We start from the raw sequence: 20,454 nt of genomic DNA, 5'->3' as shown, positions 1-20,454 counted from the left end.
GAAGGACAGGAAGATGGATCTCGTTCTACGTGGAACACTTTGCGCAGAAGGCGCCGTCATCGAAGGCGGCTGGGTCGCGGTCCGGGACGGCAGGATTGCCGCGTTCGGCCGGAACGAGGTCCCGACGGCAAGAGAGGTGCGCGACTTCGGCGAGGCCTTGATCCTGCCGGGCATCGTCGACGGCCAGACCCATGCTACGAGCTACAAGGGATTGGCCGGAATGGCCGAGACCACGGCCTCGGCGCTGGCCGGCGGCGTCACAACGATCGTCGACATGCCTTACGACAATCCGCTGCCGCTCGACCGCCGGGAACGGCTCGAGGCCAAGGTCGCCGCGATCAGGGAACACTCCCATTGCGACGTGGCCCTCTATGGGACGGCGACGGCCGAGACCGGCACCGCACACTTGGCCGAGTTGATCGAGGGCGGCGTCGCAGCCTTCAAGATCTCGTCCTTCGAGGCCAACCCGACACGCTTTCCAAGGATCGCGGCCGATCTCACGCTGGACCTGATGGAGGCCCTGGCACCGACCGGTCTCCCGCTCGGCCTGCACAACGAAGATCAGGAGATCGTCCGCACCCGCCTCGCGCGCCTGAAGGCGGAGGGGCGCAATGACATCGCCGCCCATTCTGAAAGCCGGCCGCTGGCGGCCGAACTGGCCGCGACCGCGCAGTTCCTGGCCCTGGGTCAGGCGACGGGGGGGCATGCGCATATTGTTCATCTCTCGCACGGCCAGGGCTTCGAGCAGGTCGGAGCCTTCGCGGCCATCGGTGCATCCGTTACCGGCGAGCTTTGCGTGCATTACCTGTGCTTCAACGCCGAAGCGGACGGGCCCAGACTGGGCGCCCTCATGAAGGTGAATCCGCCCATCAGGGCGAATGCGATCGCTGGCCTGTGGGGAGCGATCCGCAAGGGGCAGGTGGCCTTCGTGTCCTCGGATCACGCCAGCTGGCCCATCGACAACAAGCTCGGAGGTTCGATTTTCGAGGCCGGAGCGGGAGTGCCGGGCCTCGAAACGCTGCTTCCGGCATTCTTTACGGCGGCGGAGGGGCAGGGCCTCGAGGGTGCGCTCCTTGCCGCAGACTTGCTGGCCGAAAAGCCGGCCCGTTTCTTCGGCATCGACGACCGGAAAGGGCGCATCGCCTCCGGCATGGACGCCGATTTCGCCATCGTGGAACGCGGCAGCTTCGTCTGGAAGGCTGCCGATGCGCATGACGGTCTCAACTGGAGCCCCTTTGACGGCCGCACATTCACTGCAAGGGTCGTCGGCACATGGTTGCGAGGCCGCGAGGCCTGGAATGGCCGAGCGGTCCTCTCCCGGCCCGGCGAAGGGATTTTCGTGCCTCGCCGGACACGGGGCTGGTTCAACGATGCAAAGGAGGCCTGAGTGGCTCTGCTGACGAAAGATGCGAAGGGCGTCTATGTGATCTCCGTAACCCCGTTCGATGAATCCGGGGCCATCGATTACGACAGTCTGGACCGCGTGACCGATTTCTACATCGAGAAAGGCGTGAGCGGTTTCACCATTCTCGGCATGATGGGCGAGGCGCCAAAACTGACCCAGGCCGAGGCGCTTTCGGTTGCAGAACGAGTCATCCGCCGCGTCGGAAAAATGCCGGTGATCGTCGGTGTCTCGGCACCGGGCCTGGCAGCGATCCGGGAACTGGGGCAGGCGGTGATGGAGCGTGGCGCGGCTGGCGTCATGGTGGCTCCGCCCATGACCCTGCGGACCGATCAGCAGATCCTGAGCTACTATTCCCAAGTCGCCGACACGCTGGGTGACGTGCCGATCTGTTTGCAGGATTTCCCGTTAGCCACGATGGTCCAGATCAGTGACGATCTTCTCGGGCGGATCATCGATGCCGTGCCGCAGATCGCCATGCTCAAGCATGAGGACTGGCCGGGTCTGGCGAAAATTTCTGCCCTGCGCGCGGCGGAGGCGAAAGGACGCCGCCGCATCTCGGTGCTCTGCGGTAACGGCGGTATATTCCTGCCCGAAGAGATGGCGCGTGGCGCCGATGGTGCCATGACCGGCTTTGCCTATCCCGAGATGCTCGTGAAGGTTTGCAATCTCGCGGCCGCCGGCGATCAAGATCGAGCACAGGATCTGTTCGATTGTTATCTGCCCCTCGTCCGTTACGAGCAACAGCCCGGGCTTGGTCTTGCTGTGCGCAAATACGTGCTAGCGCGCCGTGGCGCCATCGCCTCCGAGTCGCTCCGCAAGCCGGGCGGAAGCCTCCCGGCGGCAGCACGATCCGAAGTCGATCGGTTGATCGCGCGCCAGGAGCGGCGGCTCGCGGACATGGGTTTCTGAACCGGGTTCGATCCAACTGTCCTATGGAAGGATTCGCTTTAAGACTTCGAGCGGCGGCCCGGCCCGCCGCTCGTTCGTTTTCGTCCCTGGCTTGCATCTCGGCGCGACGCCCGGGCGGTGACGGGTCCGCGTGGGCCGCCAGGCCGTGCCATAGGAGAACGCCTATGGCGGAATTGAGAGATTGGGTTGGAAAATCCGCAGATCCTGGTCAAGTCTGGATCCTGGTTCCGCGGTGCTTGACAGGCGCGGCGAGTTAATCTTGGGGGAGACAGGAATGGATCTCGGCCTGAAGGACAAGGTCGCGCTGGTACTAGGCGCAGGTGGCGGATTGGGCGGCGCGATCGCGTGCAGTCTTGCCGGCGAAGGCGTCAAGGTCGCAGTAGCGGATATCTCGGAAGAGGCCGTCGCGGCCATGGTCGGGGCAATCGAGGCGGCTGGTGGCCGGGCGATAGGCGTGCCATGGGACTTGGCCGATCTCGCGGGAATCGGCGAGCGCCTCGAAACAATCCGCTCGACCATCGGGGAGATCAGTATTCTGGTCAATAACACCGGCGGCCCTCCGCCGACCCCCGCCTTCGGTCAGGATCCGGAGCTCTGGCGGAAGCACTTCGAAACCATGGTGCTCTCGGTCGTTTCCATTACCGATGCTGTGCTGCCGGGGATGAAGGCGGCAGGCTGGGGGCGGATCATCACCTCGACATCCTCGGGCGTGGTCGCACCGATCCCGAACCTTGCGGTGTCGAATGCACTGCGCCTCAGCCTCGTCGGCTGGTCGAAGACCCTTGCAGGGGAGGTCGGCCGCGAGGGGATCACGGTCAATATCGTGCTGCCCGGACGGATTGCGACCAAGCGCATCACCTTCCTCGATGAGCAGAGGGCCCAACGTGAGGGCCGCCCGGTCGAGGAGGTTTCGGCGGCGTCCGTCGCGTCGATCCCGGTCGGGCGCTATGGCGACCCACGGGAATACGGCGACGTGGTTACCTTTCTTGCATCCACCCGCGCCTCCTATCTGACCGGATCTGTGATCCGCATCGATGGCGGGATGATCCAGAGCATCTGAGGATTGGCGATGAAAGTAGACTGGACCGAGAGTCAGAAGTCGCCATCCGTCCGGGCGCAACCCGGCAGGGACATCCGCGTCGATCTGGCGTTCCCGCCCGCGCGGTCGCGTCATTCAGTGATGCCGTTGAGAGGAGATTTTCCGGCCTGCTCGATCAGACCCAAGGGCGGCGAGCGGGCCGGGAAAGGCACGCAAGTGCAGCAAACCAGAGGAAGGGCCAGGCAGGCTGCCGGTTCCGGCACTGCTCACACATTTGACAATGGGGAGTTCCAGATGATGAACATTCGATCCTTCACGGCAGCAGCTCTCGCGGTGGCGGCAGCCTTGCTCACCCTACCCGCAGCGGCGCAGGACGACTACAAGGCGGCGCTGGCCTCGCCCGGTACGCTGACGATCGCAACGACGGGTAACGCCCCGCCCATGACGCAGATCGGTCCGGATGGCCAACTCGCCGGCTTCGATATCGCGCTTTGCGCCAAAATCGCCGACAAGCTGGGCCTCAGCCCGAAGTTCGTCCGGGTCGATTTCGCCGCCACGATCCCGGGTCTGAAGGCCAAGCGCTTCGACATGATCTGTTCGGCCGTCGCTCGGACGCCTGCGCGCCTCGAGTCGCAGGATCTCTTCATGTCCGAGCCCACCATCGAGAACTTCACGACGCTGGTGGTCAAGAAGGGCGGCGCCATCACCGCGGTCGCAGATGCGCGCAACCGCCGCGTCGGCGTCGTGCGAGGCGGGCAGGAAGGCAAGCTGCTCGAGGAGCTCTTCGGTTCCGAGATCACCATCAGCAGCTATCCTGGCATTGCCGAGGAGCTTCTCGATCTCAAGAACGGCCGCATCGACGCCGTTGCGATGAACTTCACCACAGCGTCGCACCATGTCGCGACCACGCCGGAATTCCTTGTGGTCACGCCCGGTTTTGTCAAGGAGGGCGTCTCGCCCTATACGCATGGTCTGGTTGTGAGTCGGGGCCAGCCGGCGCTGCTCCAAGCCGTTAACGCGCAGATCAAGAAGATGCAGGGCGACGGCTCGCTCGATGCCTTGAAGGCCGAGTGGATCTCCGCACATTGACAATAGCGCGGTCTGACGGTTGGACAGCGCTTCGGGGGCATCCATGGATCTGAACTACCTGGCGGAGTACCTGCCTGTCCTGATGGACGCCACAAAGGTCACTGCGATTCTGACGGTCGTTACCCTAATCCTATCGACCGTCATCGCCCTGCCGCTTTCAGTCGTCGGTCTGCGCAAGCCAAACGCCTTTTCGGCAGCGCTCGACCTGTTCACCCTGTTCATGCGATCGATCCCGACACTGGTCGTGCTGTTCTTCTTCTATTACGGCATGCCCTATCTCGGGCTGGTCCTGCCAGCCTTTGCAGTGGCGGTCGTCGGGCTCACGCTCTCGGCCGTCGCTTACAACATCGAGATCTTCCGGTCAGGCCTGCGCGCCGTCGATCCGGGGCAGATCGAGGCCGCCGAGGCCCTGGGTATTCCCCGCTGGAGGATTTGGGTGAACATAGCCTTTCCCCAGGCCATGCCGGTCTTCCTGCCGACCTATCTCTCGAATGCGACACTGATCTTAAAGGGCACGTCCGTTGCTTCGATTATCACCATTCCCGAACTCACTGCCGTGTCCAACGAGATCGTCTCGCTGACCTATCAGCCCTTCGAGATCCTGATTGCATCGGCCCTCATCTATGTCGTCCTGGGCGGAGCGTTGAGCCTGATCGCCGCCGCCGTGCGTCGCCACTTGACCCGGGGCCTGTCCGCGGGGCCTGTCCGCTCAGCCCCAGCGATGAAAGCCAGCGCATGACCACCTTACCCAGCCTTCAGCTCCGTATCGGTTGCGTCAGCCTTGGACAAGGGCCGAGGCCCGATCTCGAGGACCTTCATCAGCGTCTCTTTGCCGGACACGGGCGAAGCGTCGAACTGGTCTGGCGCCATGTCCTCGACGATCTGACGGCGCAGGGCATCGCCGCCATGTCGGCTCGTGACGGGCAACCCGCTATCCGCTCGGTGCTGCGCGATGCCGAGCCGACTTGGCTCGACCGTGACAGCTTTGCGCCGCTTGTTGCTCGGGCCGTTAAGGCCCTAGAGGATGAGGGTGACGTTAACTTGACCATTGTCTGCGCGGCCGAGGAACTCCCGACGCTTCAACTGCGCAGCGCTCGACCGGTCATTCTGCCAGCGAGGGCGATGGCCGCTTATGCTCAGGTATTGGCCGTGACTCGCCCGGATGCACATATCGGTCTCGTCACGTATGGTGTGCGGCAGCGGGAACAGCAGCTGGCTGGCTGGGCGGCCTTTCCCTGGGCGCGTGAGCTGCGAATGAGCTTCAGCAGCAATGGCGGGGATCTCGAGGCGGCGGCGGCGGATCTCCTGCCGGATCCCCCCGAGCTGATCTTTGTCTGGGCCTATGGGGCAGGAATCCTGCCTGGATCGCCAGGCCCGGCAATACTTTCCGCGCGGACGGGGGCGCCTGTCATCCTGGCTTCAGTTGCAGCGGTGGGGCTGGCCCATGTCCTGCTGCCCCAATGCGAAGGGCGCAGAGCATGATGGGGTTTCCCACCGCCATGCAGCTGTTCCTGAACGGCACCTTTCAGGCACTTTTCCTGCTGGCGACCAGTGCAGGCGTGGCAACGGTGATCGGTCTTGTCCTAACCGGCATTGACGTGATCGGACCGCGCTGGGTCCGTTGGATCATTCCTACCTACAGTTGGCTGGCGCAAACGACGCCGCCACTTATCCTGCTGTTCCTTGCGTTCTATGGCTCGAGCGCCCTTGGCTGGCAGGTCGCGCCGATGTTGGCGGCTTTCATCGCCTTCGTCTTCTTCTCGAGTGCCTATTACTACGAGATCTTCCGGGCGAGCTTCGCCGGCATCCCTCCCGGTCAGTTCGAGGCGGCCAAGGCGCTCGGTGTTCCAAGTGGACATTTCGTGGCGCGCGTGGTGCTGCCCCAGATGCTGCGCATCGCGGCGAGCCCCTTCGTCGGCCGCACGACGGTCCTGTTCAAGGAGACCTCTCTCGCCTCGGCGATCTCGACCTCGGAAATCATGAGCGTGACCAATGGCTTCATCTACGCAGGCGGCAATCCGCTTCTCTATGTCGCCATCGCCGGCGCCATCTACTCCACGATCAACATCCTCCTGATCCGCTTGGAGCGGTATCTTTCCAAAAGGTACGCCACGATATGACCGAAGCGAAAACTGCAAGCTGGCCGACGCCGCCTGCGCCCGAACATATGGTAGAGCTGCGCGGCATCGTGCTGAACTATCATAAACTGCAGGTGCTGAAAGGGGTCAATCTGGCCGTCCACAAGGGCGAGACGGTGGCGATCATCGGCCCCTCGGGTTCGGGTAAGACCACGCTCCTGCGCTGCATCAACTATCTGACCCAGCCGAGCGGCGGCGAGGTCTGGGTCGGTGGGCATCTCGTCGGACAACGCCCAGTAGGTGGACGGCTGCGCCCGGCTCCGGATTCTGTGCTGCGTCGACATCGGCTGGATACGGGCATGGTGTTCCAGCAGTTCAACCTGTTCCGAAATATGAATGTGCTGGACAACGTCACCTTCGCGCCTCTTTCGACCGGGCGCGGATCACCCGGAGAAATCCGCGCCCGTGCCCTTCAGCTGGTCGAACGGGTGGGGCTCGGGCACAAGCTCAATGCCTTTCCGAACGAACTTTCGGGTGGTCAGCAGCAGCGCATTGCGATTGCGCGGGCGCTGGCGATGCAGCCCAAGGTCATGCTGTTCGATGAAGCGACCTCGGCGCTCGACCCCGAACTGGCGCGCGAGGTGCTGGATGTGATGCGTGAACTCGCGCGCGAAGGCATGACCATGGTGGTCGTGACCCACGAGATGGGGTTCGCCCGCGAGGTGGCCGATCGCGTAGTGTTCATGGAACGCGGCGAGATCGCACTTCAGGGGCCGCCATCGCAGGTGTTCTCTGACAAAGCACCGGATCGGATCCGCCGCTTTCTACAGCACTGAGCAGAAGCCTAGAGCGGGTTCCACTGGCATGAGATCAGCTCTCTTCTATGGCTCGCCGCGTTTTCTTTGACGGCGAACCGGATCCACTTCGCCGAAAAATGCCCTATGCCGCAGTTGCAGTCTCGGTGACCGGGTTCCTTCGCTTAGGAAGCCTGTGAAGCGGATACGCCGGAAGTGATCAGTCGTCCCTGCGGCTGGCCAACCGCAGGGCAATTGCGTTCTCAGCGTCGGCGGGCCGGTTCGACACTCAGCCGAGATTCGGCCGGCGCCGTGCCCAGGGAAAGGCCGTCTCGTAGCTCTTGGCCATGGAGAGCAGCGGCCAGTCCTGCCCGAAGGGTGCAACGAGCTGGAACCCGATGGGTAGATCCTCCGACGGTTCAGCTGGGATGCTGACAGCTGGCAGGCCAGTGACGTTCACGAAGCCGGTAAAGGCCCGGTGATAGGGCGGGCCGAATTCGCGTGCAGACCAGGGCATGGCACCCGAGGTGGGTGTCATGATCAGATCATAAGTCTCGAAGCAGCTGACAATCTGCCGATAGATCAGGCGATAGGCATCCAGCGTATCGACATAGTCAATAGCGGACAGTGAGCGGCCCCTCTCAATCATCGACACATAGGCCTGTCCAATCCTGTCTTGCCAGTCGGTCTCCCGCAGCAGCCAAGCCAGCCCACTGGAGCTGACGAGGGGCCAATGCTTCTCGAACAATGCGACATCGAAGGGAGCGGTGCCGACTTCCACCTCATGGCCGAGCGATACCAGATTTGTTGCGGCTGCGGCGCAGGACGTTGCGATCTGCGTCTCGACCGGCATGTCGGCAAGCTGGGGCACATAGAGGATGCGCAACGGTCTGATCGTTTCCTGAAGATTGCCATGGGCGAAGCCGAAAGATGACCGGTCCCGTGGGTCGGGCCCCTCGATTGCCGAAAGTGCAAGGGCGACATCGTCGACGCTGCGGGCAAGGGGGCCGACGACCTCGAAATCATGCAGGATGGCGGGCAGGCTATCGCAACGAGCGACCCGGCCCACTGAGGGCTTGAGGCCGACGAGATTGTTGTAGCCCGCCGGCCGCCGTATCGAGCCGCCTCCATCGGTGCCGAGGGCGATCGGCCCGACTCCGCTTGCCGCAGCCACCGCACCGCCGCCGGTCGAGGAACCGCTCGTCAGCTCGGTGTTCCAGGGATTGCGCGTTGTGCCGAAAGCCAAGGTATCAACATTGCCACGACCCAACGTGAATTCCGAGACGTTAGTCTTGCCAAGGATAACGGCGCCCTGTCGGCGCATCCGAGCGACAGGGAGCTCGTCGGCCTCGGCGATCTGGTCGAGGTAGAGCTTGCTGCCCCAGGCGCAGCGCAGACCCTTGACCGGGATGTTGTCCTTGATGGTTACGGGAATCCCATCGAGCGCCCCCGCTGGTGCCTTGGCGGCATAGCGAGCGTCGCTTTCCCGCGCCGCCTGCCGCGCACCCTCGAAATCGCGGGTGGCGAAGATGTTGAGGACGGGATCCACTGCCTCCGCCCGCATCAGCACCTCTTCGAGCACGGTGCTCGGTCGGAGGCGCCCCTCTGAATAGGCGCCGCGAAGCTCGATTGCCGAAAGTTTCCAGAGCTCTTCCATGTGGGCCGTCCTTGAATGCCATTGGGAACCGGACGGGCGCGCCCTCCGGGGATAGGATCATTCTCCGGCTCGATGCGGCAAGATCCAATAAAATCGGCCCATGCAGGAATAGGAGATCGCATATAGGCGCGAGGAAAGACTAGGCCGATGCGCTAGCTACCGCCGACCTGGATCCCATGTGAATTCAGATAGGAGTTGAAGCTCCGCAACTCCTCGATCACCAGCGCGATCAACTTCTTGGACAATGGCGACATCGCCGGCTGCTTAAGATAGATCGCCACCAGCCGACGGCGGATGTCGGGCTGGAACCTCGCCACCGCGATATCAGAGAACCCGCCCTGTGTCAGGATGTAGGGCAGCGTCACCGCGATCCCCATACTGTGCCGGACCATACTCAGCGAAACGGAAGCATTATTCGTCGTGATGATGCGCGTGTCGTTCAGGCCATTGTACAGAAAGAGGCGCGCATCGAATTCTTGCCGGATCTGTTCGCCGAGTGTGATCACCCGTTCGTCCTTCAAGTCATCGGGCGTGATGACATCCCGGTCCGCCAGCCGGTGCGAGGGCGGGATAAGGCAGATCATTTCTGTGCTCATCAGCGGCCGCACCGTGAGATCCTGGTGCTCGACCGGAAGCAGGGTAAATCCGACCTCCACCGTGCGCTCCTTGACCAGACGTGCGACCTCGCGGCTGTGCTGGGCTTCGAGATGAACGCGAAAATCGCCCTCTGCTTCCTGCAATCGAGTGATGGCGCGGGGCAAAATCGTAGGGGTCAGCGGAAAGATCGATGCGACCGAGATGCTCGCATTGTGCTCGCCTCGCAACTTTGCAGCACCGTCCCGCAGTGTTTGCATACTGTCGAGAACCTGGTCGATCGAATTCAGCAGGATCTCGGCATCGGAGGTGAGCTTCATCGGGCCACTGCCGCGGACGATCAGCGAGACGCCAAGCTGCGCTTCGAGTTCCTTGAGGGCTTGGCTTACCGTGGGCTGCGAGATCCGGAGCAGCCGTGCAGTCTCGGTGACATTCAGAACCCGTGAGAACAGGCGGAAGATCTGAAGATGTCTCAGAGTCGGATGCATTGACTAATCCCTATAAGCTTATTGCGCATTTGAATTGGATTTCCCAGGGCGGTCTATCCAACTTTGGCAAGCGTCATCGATTTTACCTATGGAGTGACGTTTTGCTAACCATCCAGGATCTGCATGTTGATCTGCCGACGAAAGCGGGTCTCCTTCATGCGGTTCGGGGCGTCGACCTCGAAGCCGCAGCAGGGCGTACTCTCGCCATAGTGGGGGAATCCGGTTCAGGCAAGTCGATCACCGCGCTCTCGGTCATGGGGCTTCTGCCGCGGGGAGCACAACGGCGGGCGAGGCGTCTGATTTTTGAAGGAACGGATCTTTCCGGCCTCTCGGACAGGCAGATGCAGGACGTCCGGGGGCGGCGTATCGGCATGATCTTCCAGGATCCGACGAGCTCATTCAATCCATCCTACACGATCGGGAACCAGCTCGAAGAAGTGTATATGCGACATGTTGGAAAGGGTCGGCGTTCGGCGCGCGATCGTGCCGTCGAGATGTTGGAACAGGTTCACATGCCGGCACCGGGAGAGCGGTTGCGGCAATATCCTTTCGAGCTTTCCGGCGGCCTGCGTCAACGCGCAATGATCGCCATGGCACTGATGTGCGATCCTTCGCTCATCATCGCCGATGAGCCGACCACCGCGCTGGACGTGACTATTCAGGCGCAGGTTCTGCATGTGCTGCGTGAACTGCAGCAGCGACGCGGCATCGGCGTGATCCTGATCACCCATGATCTGGGTGTGGTCTCGGCCGTGGCCGATGATGTCGCGGTGATGTACTGCGGCGAGATCGTCGAGCGAGGCGAGGTCGCATCGGTCCTGGCCCGACCTCGGCATCCCTATACGAATGGTCTACTCGCCTGCCTTCCACTGATCGGAGAACGGGTGGCTGGCAGCAGTCTCCCGACGATCCCCGGATATGCGCCAAGGTTGACCGCTATACCGCGCGGGTGCGTTTTCGCTGCGCGTTGCGACCGGCAGGATCGCGCTTGCCACGAAACAGCTGTCACTCTCGCCTCGGTCGAGGGCCGGCATGCGGTGCGTTGCCTTCGGCCCGTCCAGTCCGTGGAGAAGTATGCGCATGCCTGAGGCCATTTCAATCGTCGAGGCGAACGAGGTCCACAAGACCTTTTCCTCAAAGAGCAGATTCGGCGGCGCTGTTCGGACGGTCCGTGCGGTGCGAGGCATCAGCCTCTCGCTAGGGCCTGACCGGACTCTCGCGCTCGTAGGAGAGTCCGGCTGCGGAAAATCCACCCTGGCGGGCATGTTGCTGGGGCTTTCCGCGCCCAGCGAGGGGATGGTCCGGATCAAAGGCGCGACCACATCGGAATTGTCGCGCCAAGCCATCGCAAACGCGGTTCAGCCGGTATTCCAGGATCCTTATGTTTCGCTGAACCCGCGCAAGACCGTCGAGCAGATTGTTCGGCTGCCTCTGGTTGCGGCAGGCCGCGGAAATCGGACCGAGCAGATTGAGCGCGTGCACGAGATGCTGGAACTGGTCGGGCTGCCGGCTGATTTCTCCGGCCGGATGCCGCGGCAACTTTCGGGCGGTCAGCGTCAGCGTGTGTCGATAGCCCGATCCTTGGTGGCGGAGCCGCAGGCATTGATCTGTGACGAGCCGACTTCGGCGCTCGATGTCTCGGTGCAGGCGCAGATCATCAATCTGCTTCTCGAACTGCGTGGGCGGCTGCGGCTCTCTTATCTGCTCATTACCCACAATTTGGCCGTCGTCGACCAGCTCGCCGATGAGACTGCGGTGATGTACTTCGGCCGGCTTATCGAGGTCGGTCGCACCCGCGACGTGCTGGACCGACCGCTGCATCCCTATACTCTGATGCTACGGCAAGCGGTCTTGGAGCCGACCGTCGGCCAGAAGCTGACTGCTCCGCTCGATGCAGCCGTGATGCCCAATCCCATGCAGGCGCATAGGGGGTGCCCGTTCAGGGCGCGCTGCAGCCGCGCCTCATCGATCTGCGAGGATATGGAGCCGCCGCTGGTAGAGATTTCCGGACGGCGAATTGCCTGCCACAACCCACTACACTAGCCCTCTCCTAGGAGATACGCATGTTCCACCCGAAGAAGATGCTGGCCACATTCGCGGTTGGCCTGAGCCTGCAATGCGCAATGACCGGCACCGCAGCCGCCGACAAAGCCAACGACACATTGACGGCAGCCTTCCAGTTCCAGCTGCCGACCTTCGATCGCTATTACGCGGGCGGCCGAGAGGGATATCTGCTTGGGTTGCTCGTCTATGATGCTCTGGTCTATCGCGATCCCGAAACTCTCGAATTCAAGCCGCTCCTGGCCAAGGGCTGGAGGCAGATCGACCATCTGACGCTGGAATTCGATTTGCAGCAGGGCGTCAAATTCCACAACGGCGACGATTTCACCGCGGCCGATGTGGTCTACACGATCAATTTCGTCATGAACCCCGACAACAAGATCTTCAGCCCCGAGACTGCGGTGTGGATCGACAAGGTCGAGGCCGTGGGCGACCATACTGTCCACATCCGGGCCAAGAAGCCTACGCCACTGGCGCTGAACTACATCATGCAGCTGGCGATCCTGCCGGCCCAATATCATCAGAAGGCGGGCAAGGACGCGTTCGGGCGTGCCCCGGTGGGTACGGGCCCTTACAAGGTTGCGCGCGGCAGCGGCAACAGCGTGATCTTCACACGCAATGAGGAATATTTCGACGGCGGCGGTAAGAACAAACCGCATATTGGCAAGTTGGTTTACAAGACGGTTCCCGACGTAACCGCTCAGGTCGCCGAGTTGATGACCGGCGCCGTCGATTGGGCCTACTATATCCCGACTGATCTAACCGAGCGCATGCGGAACAATCCCCGGATCAAGATCACCAACGCCGACACCTTCCGCGTTGGCTTTCTGACCATGAATATCGCCAACAATGCCCCCGAAAATTCGCCCCTCCGCGACATCCGTGTTCGACAGGCGCTGAACTATGCCATCGACCGCAAGGCGGTGGCCACGTCGCTGATCGGGCCGGCCGCACAGCTCATCAACTCGGCCTGCTCGCCGCTGCAATTCGCCTGCCGCCAAGATCTGCCCGCCTATGAATACAACCCCGAAAAGGCCCGCGCGCTACTGGCCGAGGCCGGGTATCCCAACGGCTTCGACATCGATGTGTACGGCTATCGCAGCCGACCGGTGGCCGAAGCCATCCTAGGCTATCTGCGGGCAGTCAATGTCCGCGGCGACCTGAAGTGGATGCAATATCCCGCCGTGGTCAAGGCGCGGCGCGATGGGCAGGCCACTATCGTCATCGACGATTTCGGGTCTTCAGGCGTGGCTGATGCGGGCTACATTCTCTCCTTCTTCTTCAACGAGACTTCGGACGATCTATCACGCGACCCGGAGGTCTCAGCACTGGTTACGCGCGGCAATGAGCTGCTGGGCCCCGCCGAACGCAAGGCGAGCTACGGCGCCGCTCTGGAGCGGATCAGTGGGAAGGCCTATTGGGTGCCGCTCTTTACCATGCCGATCAACTACGTCTTCTCGTCCTCCGTCGATATCCCAGTTCCGCGGGACGAGAATGTTGAATTCTGGCGCGCGCGCTGGAAGTGAGCGATCCCATGGCCTCGTATTTGACCAGACGTCTTCTGATTGCTGTCGCAGTGCTGTTCACCATCTCGCTGATCAGCTTCCTGTTGCTCAAGTTGTCAGGTGATCTCGCGACAGCGTTGGCCGGGGAGGGTTCAAATGCGGCCTATGTCGAGTTTCTGCGCAAGGAGTACGGATTGGACCGCCCGCTCGTCGTTCAATATGCCTCCTGGCTTGGCAAAGCGCTAACCGGCGATTTCGGGCGCTCCTTCTATTTCAACGACTCTGTCTCGCTGCTGTTCGCAAGCCGCTTGCTGGTGACGTTGAAGTTGGGCGTTCTCTCCATCCTGCTGGCACTGTTGGTTGCCCTGCCGCTGGGCGTTCTCGCGGCATTGCGCGAAGGAAGTTGGGTGGACCGGCTGGTGCAGATGCTGGCCCTGACCGGGCAGGCTATGCCCGTGTTCTGGTCCAGCTACCTGCTGATCCTGCTGTTCGCGGTGAATCTCGGGTGGCTGCCAATCTCGGGAGCTGACAGTCTCGCCCATCTGGCTCTGCCCGCCTGCGCCCTTGCGCTGAACGCCCTGCCAGCTCTGTTGCGCATCACACGTTCGGGCATGAGTGAGGCCCTCGTGTCGGATTATGTCCGGACCGCCCGGGCCAAGGGGCTTCGGATGCACTCGGTCGTGTTTAAGCACGCACTGCGCAATGCGCTGGTGCCGCTTGTCGCCATCGCTGCTGTCCAATTCGGCCTTCTCCTTGGCGGATCGGTCGTGGTGGAGACCATCTTCGCCGTCGATGGCATCGGCTATTTCACCTGGCAGGCGATCTCTCAGAACGACTATCCCGTTGTGCAGGCAGCGGTCCTGATCGTCTCATCCTTCTATGTCCTGCTAACCCTTGCCTCCGATCTACTGAATATGTGGATCGATCCGCGCTACAAGATCGATTAATGCCATGATGACTGCTTCCTCAACTGAATCAGCAAGGTATCGCAGGCGCCCGGCGCTTTGGGAGAGCATCAGTCCTGCAGGGCGCATTGGCGGAGTCGTGCTGCTGGCAATTGCTCTTGCAGCCCTGCTGGCGCCATGGATCTCTCCGTATGCTCCCAACTACCAGCAGCTTAACGGGCGGATTGTGCCACCGATCTTCATGGGCGGAAGCTCGCAGCACTGGCTGGGCACCGATTCGATTGGGCGCGACCTCCTCAGCCGTCTGCTCTATGGAGCGCGACTCACTCTGTTCATCGGGATCATCAGCACCGTCATTTCTGCAGTCATTGGCATCTCGATGGGAATGGCCGCGGGTTACTTCCGAGGCCGAGTGGAGACAGTCGTAGGCTTTCTCATCACTGTCCGGCTGAGCATGCCCATCATGCTGATTATGTTGTCGCTGGTTGGGCTGTTGGGTAATTCAACCGCGCTCATCATGGTGGTGTTGTCCTTGTTTCTCTGGGACCGTTTTGCAGTTGTTGCGCGGTCGATCACGCTGCAGCTTCAGGGGCGCGAATATGTGGTGGCGGCTAAGGCTGCGGGTTGCGGCGACCTGCGCATACTTGTTGGAGAAATCCTGCCCAATCTTGCGCGACCACTACTGGTCGTAGCCACGCTCGAGGTCGCTCACGCAATCCTTCTCGAATCTGCGCTATCCTTCCTTGGCCTTGGCATCAAGTCGCCCGAGGTTTCCTGGGGGCTGATGATCGCGGAGGCCAAGGATCTCGTGTTCTTCGAACCCTGGATGCTCAATCTCACTGGATTGATGATCTTTGTCCTCATTGGAGCAATCAATGCGGTTTGCGAGGGACTGAAGACCGGTGAGGACATGCAGATTTGATACTGCGCCCAGGGGTACCCGCGCTTTCCTAGCTAGGCGCTGTTGCATTAACTTCAGGAGACACAATCTGTAGCGCCTCTGTCGTCGTCAACAGCTACTACATCCTGTGGCTTGCTAGGTTGATGCAACAGAGCCAGCTCTACATGGTCCATCGAGGATATGCCCTCCGGTGGGGAAGTCAAACGGAGCCCGCCATCGCCCTAGCGGTCGGAGGCCTTTCGCAGCAAGGACACCATGCCGCCGTAGCCGCGGGCCTGTGCGAGCTGGAGCGGTGTCACTCCGTTTCGGTCAGGGATCCTGGCGTCGGCGCCGGCTGCGAGGAGAGCCCGCACGGTTTCGGTGTGACGGGCCCCGCCGTCCCCGAGAACCACCGCCTCGATCAGGGCGGTCCAACCAAGGTTGTTGACGTGATCGAGCGGTGCGCCGGCCCGGATGAGCTCGCGAACAATGCCGTCGTGGCCGAGATGGGCCGCGGCGATGAGGGCCGTGCCGTCGTAGACGCTGGTGACCAGCTTCGCGCTGGCGCCGGCGGCGAGCAGCGCCTTCAACGTCGGCATGTCGTCCCGGACGGCTGCGATGGTCACGGCGTCATAACGCTGGTTGTCGAGAAGGCTGGGATTCGCCCCGGCTGCGATCAGGGCTCCGATGGCTGCGGCGTGCCCTTGGAACGCCGCTACATGCAGCGGCGTACGGCCCTTGCCGTCGCGGGCATTGGGATCAGCACCTGCTCGAGCCAGCCGCCTGATGTCATCGACGGAATCCTGGGCTGCGGCCGCATGCAGGCCGCGATAGGTCGACAATTCCGTTGGCGTCGGGGGAGTCTGCGCCAGGGCCGCGCTTCCGGAGAAGGCCAGAAACCCGATCAGCCCGACAAGCGCGAATGTTTGAGTCATGGCGCGTCTCCATGTGATGTGCGGTGGCTGGCGGTCACGCCAGCCACCGACGGCCGTTATTTCAGTTTCGCCTGCACCTTGGCGATGCCGGCATTCGCGCATTCCTCGTCGAGGTGTCCGCCAGGAGCGCCGCCGACGCCCACGGCGCCGATGACCTCGTCGCCAGCCTTCACCGGAACGCCGCCGCCGAGCAGCAGAAAGCCTTCAATGGCCGCCAAGTGACGGGCGGCCGGATTCTTCTCGGCGCTGTCCATGATAGCCGAGGTGTTGTTGCGGGCGGATGCTGCCGTGTAGGCCTTAGCGCGGCTCGCCTCGATGGTGTGGGGGGCAGCCCGGTCCGCCCGCAGCATGGTGCGGACAATACCGGCGCGATCCACGACGGTGGCCGCTACGTTGAAGTTCTTGGCAGCGCATGCCTCGACGGTGGCCTGGGCCAGTTCCTGGGCAACCGCCAGGGAGATGTTCCTCTCCTGAAGGGCCTGGGCGCTGGCAGCAGCCGGAGCCAGGGTGAGAGCTGCGAGAATGGCAACGCGAATTTTCGACATGAGGCTTCTCCAGTGGGGATCGTGACGATCCCGGTTGTTCGACGCCTGCAACCCTAGCCGGGCGAGAGCCGGCTGGTTATCGGTGCGGAACCGGAGCGGCTTCCGTAGTTCTACGGAGACACATCCGTGGGACGGGCAAGGAGAACGAGGCGCACCATCTCGGCGATTGAGGTCGTGCCGAGCTTCTCAGCGAGATTGGCGCGATGTGTCTCGACGGTGCGTGGCGAAACACCCATGGCTCGGGCGATCTCTTTCGTCATCCAGCCGCGAGCCACCATGTCGAGGATCTCGCTCTCGCGCTGCGTGAGGCGAGCCAGCAGCGTGCGCGCCTCATCCGCTTCGTCCGCTTGCCGCCGGCGAGCCTCCAGCCGCGCGAAACCCGCCTCGACGGCTTCGATCAGTACCTGCTCATCAACCGGTTTGGTCAGGAAATCGACGGCCCCGCCCTTGAAAGCGCGTCGGCAGGCATTCACGTCGCCATGGCCAGTGATGATCACCACCGACAAGCGCTCACCTTCCGCAGCAAGTCGCTCCAGAAGCTGAAGGCCCGAGAGACCTGGCATTCGCACATCGGCGACGATGCATCCGATGGCAGACCGATCGTGCCGCTCCAGAAAGGCAACGGCATTCGAGAAGGGCTCGACGGCAAAGTCGGCCGTGCGCAGGAGCAGCCGGAGCGCGTTGCGAACATCCTCGTCATCATCGATGAGGAACACGGTACGGGATGAAGCCGTCATTCGGCGGCCTCCTTGCGGTCCTCTGCGATCAACGGCAGGTGGATTGTGAAGACCGCTCCACCTTTTGGAACGTTCGCCGCCGTGATCTGTCCGCCGAAGGCTTCGACGAGGCGCTCACAAAGCGGCAAGCCAAGGCCCATGCCATCCGGCTTGGTGGTGAAGAACGGCTCGAACAGGCGAGGCAGGTCGGCGGGCGGGATGCCTGAGCCGCTGTCGCTGACTGCAATCCCTGTCGAGCCATCCTTGAAGAATGTCGCGACCGTGATAGTCCGCCGCTCCTGCGGCAGGGACTCGACCGCGTCTGAGGCGTTGCGCACGAGATTGTGTACGACCTGCTCGATGGAGACCCGATCGATCGTGGCGGAGGGGGCGTCCGGATCGAGATGGAGATTGAGCGCAATGCTGCGGCGATCCAGATCGCTCTGCACCAACTCGGCGACGTTGCGGACCAGCCGATTGAGGCTCATCCGCTCGGGTACTGGCCCGCTGTTAGTCACATAGGCGCGCAGGCGCGAGAGGATGTCGCCGGCCCGCTTGGCCAAGCGGACATTCGCATCGAGCACGCCGATGATCTCGTCCGGATCCAGGGAAGGAGAGCTGGCAAGGCGCAGGCCCGCTTGGCTGCTGCTGAGGATGGCTGTCAAAGGCTGGGTGAGCTCATGGGCGATTCCGGAGGCCATCTCACCCACGGTGTTAACCCGCATGGCATGCGCGAGCCGGGCTTGATGCTCGTGAAAGCTCGCCCGTTCCCGGGCCTCCCGGGCGGCGTGGCGTTCGCGCTGCACGAAAGAGGCGAGAAGGACCCCGATCCCCATAAGTGTCGCCACGAGCGCGTTAGCCATGAACGGCAGAAGCTCGCTCATGGCCGGGCTCCTGGAGATCCGCAGCAGGAGTGGTTGAGATCGGCTGCCGAGTTCTTTCTCGAAGGCGAGGACCGGCATCACTCCGCCTAGAGATGGTGGCGCCCCTCGCTGGACGAGTTCGTGTCCTGACGGATCGCGCAGGGCAAGTCGCATACCCTTCGGCAAGTCCGCCTCCGGGTCCATCAATCGTTTTGCGTCGATGGTCATGACCAGGGCGTTCGTCTGCACAGTCGCTTCAGGAAGTCTCTTGACCAGGTGATAGGCTGCTGTGTCATTCGCTCCAGCCAGCACGATGGTCTGTCCAGCGGGCAGATTGGATGCAATTGCCACAAGCTCGCCAAGATCGTGTCTGTCGGACGGAAGCTCGCGGGTCGTGAACGCCCAATTCGGAACAGGCGCGAAGCTGATCGCATCGATAGCAGTAATCCGTGGGTAAAAGCGCAAAACGGCCTCGGTGACAGCGCGAAAGGTCGCGAGCGAGTGGTCGGGACTGGCCAGCACGGCGGCAAGGCTCGTCAGATGCGCATCGTGCTGATCTGCCCGTTGTGAGACGACGCGGTGCAGGGTGCGGGCTTCCGCCTCGAAACTGTTGCGGAGGCGGACGAAGTTGACGGTAGTGACGAGCGCTACCGCAATGACCGTCAGCATCAACCAGGCGCCAAGGACTCCTGCGACTCGTCTGCTCATGGGCCTTTCCCGCGGGTCGATGAACTCAGAACCGGGCGCGTACCCTCCATCTGCGTCAGGACGAAGCCGGCCCGTGCGGCCCGCAGACCAAAAGCGCTGCACAGGACGGCAACAGCAAGAAAGAACACGGCAGGACCTCCCGTGGCATCGCTGAAGCCTCGTAGCATGCTCACCATAAAGGGAGCGAGGGCGGCACCGAGATAGCCGATGCTCTGCGACATCCCCGAGAGCATGGCCGCCGCTTCCGGTGACGGCGAGCGCAAGGAAATGAACAGGAGAGCAAGGCCAAAGAGACCGCCTTGGCCGAGACCGAGCACAAGTGCCGAGACGATGCGCACGTCCACTGATGCATAGAGCAGGCCCAGGAAGCCGGCGATTGTTGCACCGAGCACCGCGATGACTAGTGGAGCGGGGGGGATCCGCCGGGTTGCCAAGGGGGGAACCAGCAATGCGGTGACGGTCTGCGCGAGAATTGAAACGGACGTGACGAGACCCGCCTCCAGGCCACCATAGCCACGGTCCCGCAAAAGGGTCGGGAGCCAGCCGAGGACGACAAAGGCAAGTCCTGCCTGAAGGCCCATGAAGGCGGTCACGTTCCAGGCGACCCTGTCGCGCAAGAGAGCGGAGAAGTGCGGCAGCCGGGCCATCCGGCCGGCGCGATGCAAGACGAGGGAGAGGCCGCCCCAGGCAAGGGCTGTGGCAAGCGCCGGCAGAGACCAGATTGCGAGGGCGAAAGTCCAGGTGCCAGTCGCCCGCTCGAGGATTGGGGTCAGGCTGGCCGCGCTCGCGCCGCCGATGCTCATCGCCATGGTGTAGAGCCCGGTTGCAATTCCGGCGCGCTCTGGGAAATCGCGGCGAATGACGACCGGCAGGAGCACTCCGGCCATGCCGATGGCCGCTCCCGATATCAGCGTGCTGACGACGAGCCCGACGCTGGAAACCTGGATGCGCAGGGCAAGTCCCATGAACAGAAGCAGGAGCAGCAGGGCAATAGCGCGCTCCAGGCCGAGGCGTCCCGCGAGCCAGGGAGCGAGCAGCCCAAAGATCCCGAAGCACAGGACCGGGGCCGTGGTGATGAAGCCAGTCCAGAGACGCCCCACGGCGAGAGCCTGCTCCACATCGGTCAGCACGGTGGCAAGGCTCGTCAGAGCCGGCCGCATGTTGGAGGCTCCGAGGAGCATGCAAAGACCCGTGAGCAGCAGCAGCCTCGTGAGAGAAGCATGCCGGGTTTTGAGACGTGCCTTGGCATACGATGCCTGTTCGATCTCGAAGGAGTTCACAGA

20 protein-coding genes are annotated in these 20,454 nt (G+C 62.6%); 13 read left to right on the top strand and 7 right to left on the bottom strand.

The genetic code is table 11. The features are described 5' to 3' along the window. Positions 1-13 precede the first annotated feature (13 nt). The 8 genes from JKL46_RS25770 to JKL46_RS25735 all read left to right on the top strand — a co-directional run bounded on the left by JKL46_RS25770 (position 14) and on the right by JKL46_RS25735 (position 7,356). Complete coding sequence (locus tag JKL46_RS25770) at positions 14-1,387, top strand: dihydroorotase (RefSeq protein ID WP_201838674.1); 1,374 nt, start codon at positions 14-16, stop codon at positions 1,385-1,387. Further along, positions 1,388-2,314, top strand: a complete 927-nt coding sequence (locus JKL46_RS25765) for a dihydrodipicolinate synthase family protein (protein ID WP_201838672.1) — start codon at positions 1,388-1,390, stop codon at positions 2,312-2,314. It begins immediately after the preceding gene. A 274-nt stretch (positions 2,315-2,588) separates the two neighbouring features. Further along, positions 2,589-3,374: an SDR family oxidoreductase gene (locus tag JKL46_RS25760; RefSeq protein WP_201838671.1), complete on the top strand. Its 786-nt coding sequence runs from the start codon at positions 2,589-2,591 to the stop codon at positions 3,372-3,374. 273 nt (positions 3,375-3,647) lie between these two features. Next, positions 3,648-4,442: a substrate-binding periplasmic protein gene (locus JKL46_RS25755; protein WP_246529531.1), complete on the top strand. Its 795-nt coding sequence runs from the start codon at positions 3,648-3,650 to the stop codon at positions 4,440-4,442. 43 nt (positions 4,443-4,485) lie between these two features. Continuing rightward, positions 4,486-5,181, top strand: coding sequence for an amino acid ABC transporter permease (locus tag JKL46_RS25750; protein WP_201838670.1), 696 nt, complete (start codon positions 4,486-4,488; stop codon positions 5,179-5,181). Beyond that, positions 5,178-5,924 carry an AroM family protein gene (locus tag JKL46_RS25745; RefSeq protein WP_201838668.1) on the top strand — a complete coding sequence of 249 codons (747 nt, stop codon included), beginning with the start codon at positions 5,178-5,180 and terminating at the stop codon, positions 5,922-5,924. The genes JKL46_RS25750 and JKL46_RS25745 overlap by 4 nt, the downstream gene beginning before the upstream one ends. Then, positions 5,921-6,562: an amino acid ABC transporter permease gene (locus tag JKL46_RS25740; protein WP_201838666.1), complete on the top strand. Its 642-nt coding sequence runs from the start codon at positions 5,921-5,923 to the stop codon at positions 6,560-6,562. Before JKL46_RS25745 ends, JKL46_RS25740 begins: the two co-directional genes overlap by 4 nt. Next, on the top strand, positions 6,559-7,356 hold the full coding sequence (locus JKL46_RS25735; protein ID WP_281400072.1) for an amino acid ABC transporter ATP-binding protein: 798 nt from the start codon (positions 6,559-6,561) through the stop codon (positions 7,354-7,356). The genes JKL46_RS25740 and JKL46_RS25735 overlap by 4 nt, the downstream gene beginning before the upstream one ends. Positions 7,357-7,603: 247 nt before the next feature. Here the strand turns inward: JKL46_RS25735 and JKL46_RS25730 are convergent, their stop codons facing one another. Both JKL46_RS25730 and JKL46_RS25725 read right to left on the bottom strand, forming a co-directional pair. Continuing rightward, positions 7,604-8,971: an amidase gene (locus tag JKL46_RS25730; RefSeq protein ID WP_201838664.1), complete on the bottom strand. Its 1,368-nt coding sequence runs from the start codon at positions 8,969-8,971 to the stop codon at positions 7,604-7,606. Between the two features lie 152 nt (positions 8,972-9,123). Next, on the bottom strand, positions 9,124-10,053 hold the full coding sequence (locus JKL46_RS25725) for a LysR family transcriptional regulator (protein WP_201838662.1): 930 nt from the start codon (positions 10,051-10,053) through the stop codon (positions 9,124-9,126). Between JKL46_RS25725 and JKL46_RS25720 the strand changes: the two genes are divergently transcribed. The 5 genes from JKL46_RS25720 to JKL46_RS25700 are packed head-to-tail and all read left to right on the top strand — an operon-like array spanning position 10,053 to position 15,446. Next, positions 10,053-11,141: an ABC transporter ATP-binding protein gene (locus JKL46_RS25720; RefSeq protein WP_246529530.1), complete on the top strand. Its 1,089-nt coding sequence runs from the start codon at positions 10,053-10,055 to the stop codon at positions 11,139-11,141. The two genes, JKL46_RS25725 and JKL46_RS25720, sit on opposite strands and share 1 nt — an antisense overlap. Before the next feature lie 4 nt (positions 11,142-11,145). After that, positions 11,146-12,096: an oligopeptide/dipeptide ABC transporter ATP-binding protein gene (locus tag JKL46_RS25715; protein ID WP_425493301.1), complete on the top strand. Its 951-nt coding sequence runs from the start codon at positions 11,146-11,148 to the stop codon at positions 12,094-12,096. A 20-nt stretch (positions 12,097-12,116) separates the two neighbouring features. Then, the gene (locus JKL46_RS25710) at positions 12,117-13,640 is read left to right on the top strand and encodes an ABC transporter substrate-binding protein (protein ID WP_201838657.1); all 1,524 of its coding nucleotides are present in this window, start codon (positions 12,117-12,119) and stop codon (positions 13,638-13,640) included. Beyond that, positions 13,637-14,566 (top strand): ABC transporter permease, encoded by a 930-nt coding sequence (locus JKL46_RS25705; RefSeq protein WP_343074119.1) that lies wholly within the window; start codon positions 13,637-13,639, stop codon positions 14,564-14,566. The genes JKL46_RS25710 and JKL46_RS25705 overlap by 4 nt, the downstream gene beginning before the upstream one ends. A 4-nt stretch (positions 14,567-14,570) precedes the next feature. Next, a complete protein-coding gene (locus tag JKL46_RS25700; RefSeq protein ID WP_201838655.1) occupies positions 14,571-15,446 on the top strand; it encodes an ABC transporter permease in 876 nt (291 codons plus the stop codon). 200 nt (positions 15,447-15,646) lie between these two features. On the opposite strand, the gene JKL46_RS25695 is transcribed toward JKL46_RS25700, so the two are convergent. From JKL46_RS25695 to JKL46_RS25675, 5 genes are all read right to left on the bottom strand, one after another. Further along, a complete protein-coding gene (locus tag JKL46_RS25695) occupies positions 15,647-16,339 on the bottom strand; it encodes an ankyrin repeat domain-containing protein (protein WP_201838653.1) in 693 nt (230 codons plus the stop codon). A gap of 56 nt (positions 16,340-16,395) precedes the next feature. After that, entirely contained in the window at positions 16,396-16,884 is a 489-nt protein-coding gene (locus JKL46_RS25690; RefSeq protein WP_201838652.1) for a GlcG/HbpS family heme-binding protein, read from the bottom strand. Between the two features lie 110 nt (positions 16,885-16,994). Then, positions 16,995-17,621, bottom strand: a complete 627-nt coding sequence (locus JKL46_RS25685) for a response regulator transcription factor (protein ID WP_201838651.1) — start codon at positions 17,619-17,621, stop codon at positions 16,995-16,997. Next, positions 17,618-19,171 carry a sensor histidine kinase gene (locus tag JKL46_RS25680; protein WP_201838650.1) on the bottom strand — a complete coding sequence of 518 codons (1,554 nt, stop codon included), beginning with the start codon at positions 19,169-19,171 and terminating at the stop codon, positions 17,618-17,620. Before JKL46_RS25680 ends, JKL46_RS25685 begins: the two co-directional genes overlap by 4 nt. Then, positions 19,168-20,451 carry an MFS transporter gene (locus JKL46_RS25675; RefSeq protein WP_343074118.1) on the bottom strand — a complete coding sequence of 428 codons (1,284 nt, stop codon included), beginning with the start codon at positions 20,449-20,451 and terminating at the stop codon, positions 19,168-19,170. Before JKL46_RS25675 ends, JKL46_RS25680 begins: the two co-directional genes overlap by 4 nt. Positions 20,452-20,454 lie beyond the last annotated feature (3 nt).

Source organism: Microvirga zambiensis WSM3693, from assembly GCF_016735695.1.
Classification (GTDB): Bacteria; Pseudomonadota; Alphaproteobacteria; order Rhizobiales; family Beijerinckiaceae; genus Microvirga; species Microvirga zambiensis.
This window is presented reverse-complemented; position numbering and strand designations above follow the sequence as displayed.

What these genes read in the sequence shown, in the direction of transcription:
- JKL46_RS25770 (WP_201838674.1), top strand. Translation starts at nt 14, where the DNA reads ATGGATCTCGTTCTACGTGGAACACTTTGCGCAGAAGGCGCCGTCATC.
- JKL46_RS25760 (WP_201838671.1), top strand. Translation starts at nt 2,589, where the DNA reads ATGGATCTCGGCCTGAAGGACAAGGTCGCGCTGGTACTAGGCGCAGGT.
- JKL46_RS25755 (WP_246529531.1), top strand. Translation starts at nt 3,648, where the DNA reads ATGATGAACATTCGATCCTTCACGGCAGCAGCTCTCGCGGTGGCGGCA.
- JKL46_RS25750 (WP_201838670.1), top strand. Translation starts at nt 4,486, where the DNA reads ATGGATCTGAACTACCTGGCGGAGTACCTGCCTGTCCTGATGGACGCC.
- JKL46_RS25745 (WP_201838668.1), top strand. Translation starts at nt 5,178, where the DNA reads ATGACCACCTTACCCAGCCTTCAGCTCCGTATCGGTTGCGTCAGCCTT.
- JKL46_RS25740 (WP_201838666.1), top strand. Translation starts at nt 5,921, where the DNA reads ATGATGGGGTTTCCCACCGCCATGCAGCTGTTCCTGAACGGCACCTTT.
- JKL46_RS25735 (WP_281400072.1), top strand. Translation starts at nt 6,559, where the DNA reads ATGACCGAAGCGAAAACTGCAAGCTGGCCGACGCCGCCTGCGCCCGAA.
- JKL46_RS25730 (WP_201838664.1), bottom strand. Translation starts at nt 8,971, where the DNA reads ATGGAAGAGCTCTGGAAACTTTCGGCAATCGAGCTTCGCGGCGCCTAT.
- JKL46_RS25725 (WP_201838662.1), bottom strand. Translation starts at nt 10,053, where the DNA reads ATGCATCCGACTCTGAGACATCTTCAGATCTTCCGCCTGTTCTCACGG.
- JKL46_RS25710 (WP_201838657.1), top strand. Translation starts at nt 12,117, where the DNA reads ATGTTCCACCCGAAGAAGATGCTGGCCACATTCGCGGTTGGCCTGAGC.
- JKL46_RS25700 (WP_201838655.1), top strand. Translation starts at nt 14,571, where the DNA reads ATGATGACTGCTTCCTCAACTGAATCAGCAAGGTATCGCAGGCGCCCG.
- JKL46_RS25695 (WP_201838653.1), bottom strand. Translation starts at nt 16,339, where the DNA reads ATGACTCAAACATTCGCGCTTGTCGGGCTGATCGGGTTTCTGGCCTTC.
- JKL46_RS25690 (WP_201838652.1), bottom strand. Translation starts at nt 16,884, where the DNA reads ATGTCGAAAATTCGCGTTGCCATTCTCGCAGCTCTCACCCTGGCTCCG.
- JKL46_RS25685 (WP_201838651.1), bottom strand. Translation starts at nt 17,621, where the DNA reads ATGACGGCTTCATCCCGTACCGTGTTCCTCATCGATGATGACGAGGAT.
- JKL46_RS25680 (WP_201838650.1), bottom strand. Translation starts at nt 19,171, where the DNA reads ATGAGCAGACGAGTCGCAGGAGTCCTTGGCGCCTGGTTGATGCTGACG.